The sequence below is a fragment of the Kitasatospora sp. NPDC056446 genome, assembly GCF_042796115.1.
Lineage (GTDB): Bacteria > Actinomycetota > Actinomycetes > Streptomycetales > Streptomycetaceae > Kitasatospora.
In genome coordinates this window covers 1-2,217 of record NZ_JBHTRF010000176.1, presented here as the reverse complement: position 1 = coordinate 2,217, position 2,217 = coordinate 1, and the positions used below count along the sequence as shown (strand labels likewise).

Genomic DNA, 2,217 nt, shown 5'->3' with positions numbered 1-2,217 from the left:
CACCCATGGCGAACTCTTGTCGCCCTGCTCCCTGCCCTTCTCGTAGACCCGCAGCTGTTTTTCTGACTTCTTCCCGCCGATATAGAGCGTCTTGCCGTCGCCGCTGTCGTAGTCGTCCACCAGCTGCGCTTTGGGGCGCTGACCACGGTTGTCGAACTCGCCAGCTGCATACCACTTCTGAGCCAGACGCAATGGGTATTCGCCCACCAGGTCATCGGCGCACACGTCAACACGGGTAATCCATCCGGCGCAGCTTTCGAGCTTCGCTCGAAGCTCCAGCCACCGCTGCGCATGGCCGCAGCGCGCTGCGCCTATCGCTTTGCATCCATCGCCAGTTAGCTCGATGCGGGCGGTATACGTGCCATCCGCGCGGCGGCACTCTTCGCCGCCGAGTTCGATCATCCCGACGAACTTCTTGGCTGCGTCAATGATCTTGATTCGCCACGTGTAGAAGCGACCGCCGCCCGCTGCCTCATCCAGTTCAAGGCCAAGTCCGGCGAAGAACCAACAGAACACCTGCAGGGCCGCGATGCGCGCATTCTCCGGGGAGAACTCGATCCACTGGCGGACCTCTTCGAAGCTGTCGCCATCACGGAACGCGAGTTGGTCCAGCGCTGCGCGCAGATCGATGGAAGCGGAGAACCAGTCAATGCCGACCGTCAGGGTGCCCGTCTCGTTCCTGAATTCACTGACTCCCCTGTTAGACGAGGGGAGTCCCGACCCGGCCAGCACCGCGCGATCACCGACCATTGCCCGCACCCTTCCTGCGCAGAGTGAGCACACGCGTCCAGTACACGACCGTGACCAACACACCACCGGCCAGAGCCGCAGAGAGCGGATCGCGGAGGAACTCAACAAACTCAGCGGCCATTGCGCATGACCCCCATGACGTAGTGCAGGAAGGCGAAGACGACCAGCACGAGCGTTGCCGGGTTCGGAACGACGGCGAAGAGGCCGATAGCGGGAAGGACCCACGGGAAGGGGCTGTTACGGAACATGGACGCCCTCCTGCTGTTCGGCGAAGCGGGCTGCGGCCAGCAGATCGCCGCACTTAGTGGCGGCAATCTCAGCCTGTGCGAGTGCGATGACCTGGGCTTCGCAGGACTGCTGCGAGGCGGTGTAGTCACGCCGGTCGAGCAGCCACGAAACGATGCGAGCGCCGCCAATGGACACGGCCACGATGGCCGCCAGCAACACGAAGGTAATGAGCGGATCGATCATCCCTGTCCCCTACCCCAAGCCCCAAGAGAACCCGCCAGCGGCCTTGGGGTGCCGGTGGCGGGACCGTCTACATCCGTAGGCGATGGGGGCTTTATACGCGCCTACATCCGTAGGCGTCAACACCTGTAGGCTACACCCGTACACGAACCCGAGGCGGCTATGGACTGGAATGACTTCTTTGAGCGGACCCGCGTAGCGGCCAAGGTCGAGAGCTATTCAAAGCTGGCGCCGTTGCTGGGGATTACAGATGGCGCAATCGGTCACTACCGCATGGGCAGGCGTGTGCCGCAGGTGTGGGTGGTGGCAGATGCACTCCGTATCCAGGGGCATCCGGAGCCTGAAAAACAGGCGATTGAAATCATGAAGCGCGCTGCGCTTACTTCGCCGGAGCGCACTTTCTGGAAGCGCTTAGCTGCGACTGCAATGGCCTTGTGCTTGGCTGTTGGCTTTGCCCTGCCCCCCAAGGCTCAGGCGGCTGTGGCGGGCTTCGATAACGCCCACGTTGTATACATTATGCGAAATGCTGTATCAGTCCGTCGTTGGCCTTGTCGCCCCTGCTGGCTCCCCCGACAAGGATGAGCTTGCTGACGAAGCAGGTAAATCTGTTACCTAGCGCCATGTACGGGTGTTACTAGTTCGAACGCAACGGAGTGCTTCAGTCGCTGGACCGTGGCTCCTGGCGATCCATTGAGCGGCGCAACTAAGATTGTACTTTTTTGCCCTGACTCCGCAGCTCGATCTCGCGCCTGGACAGGCTATCCTCTCGGCGCCGCAGGTCTGCTTCCCAAGCACTGAGCAGATCTATGAGTCTTCGCCAAGGACTATCTACCGGGATTGTGCCTGCCGCCAATGCCGGCGTACCCAAACCATCCGGCCGGAGCGATCGATGCTCATCCGCGCCCTCAGGTTCAGCGTTCGGCGGCGTCACCATCAGATGGCCAAACTGGGCGTAGAACGCATCGATGTACTGCTTTAGCGTGGGGCCCGAGCCGCGCC

Annotated in this window: 4 protein-coding genes and 1 pseudogene; 1 reads left to right on the top strand and 4 read right to left on the bottom strand. The window is 61.8% G+C overall.

The annotated features are described in order from the left end of the window. The 3 genes from ACFQ6N_RS40335 to ACFQ6N_RS40325 form a co-directional block, all read right to left on the bottom strand. On the bottom strand, positions 1 to 750 hold a 750-nt coding region (locus tag ACFQ6N_RS40335), incomplete at its 3' end, for a replication initiation factor domain-containing protein (RefSeq protein WP_380659131.1). 110 nt (positions 751 to 860) lie between these two features. Beyond that, a complete protein-coding gene (locus tag ACFQ6N_RS40330; protein WP_197586242.1) occupies positions 861 to 998 on the bottom strand; it encodes a hypothetical protein in 138 nt (45 codons plus the stop codon). Continuing rightward, positions 988 to 1,221: a hypothetical protein gene (locus tag ACFQ6N_RS40325; RefSeq protein ID WP_197586241.1), complete on the bottom strand. Its 234-nt coding sequence runs from the start codon at positions 1,219 to 1,221 to the stop codon at positions 988 to 990. The genes ACFQ6N_RS40330 and ACFQ6N_RS40325 overlap by 11 nt, the downstream gene beginning before the upstream one ends. 159 nt (positions 1,222 to 1,380) lie before the next feature. On the opposite strand from ACFQ6N_RS40325, the gene ACFQ6N_RS40320 reads away from it, so the two are divergent. Then, entirely contained in the window at positions 1,381 to 1,800 is a 420-nt protein-coding gene (locus ACFQ6N_RS40320; RefSeq protein WP_197586240.1) for a DUF3693 domain-containing protein, read from the top strand. Between the two features lie 121 nt (positions 1,801 to 1,921). On the opposite strand, the pseudogene ACFQ6N_RS40315 reads toward ACFQ6N_RS40320, so the two are convergent. Beyond that, a pseudogene (locus tag ACFQ6N_RS40315) lies at positions 1,922 to 2,217 on the bottom strand (hypothetical protein); the annotation flags it as partial.

What these genes read in the sequence shown, in the direction of transcription:
- ACFQ6N_RS40330 (WP_197586242.1), bottom strand. Translation starts at nt 998, where the DNA reads ATGTTCCGTAACAGCCCCTTCCCGTGGGTCCTTCCCGCTATCGGCCTC.
- ACFQ6N_RS40325 (WP_197586241.1), bottom strand. Translation starts at nt 1,221, where the DNA reads ATGATCGATCCGCTCATTACCTTCGTGTTGCTGGCGGCCATCGTGGCC.
- ACFQ6N_RS40320 (WP_197586240.1), top strand. Translation starts at nt 1,381, where the DNA reads ATGGACTGGAATGACTTCTTTGAGCGGACCCGCGTAGCGGCCAAGGTC.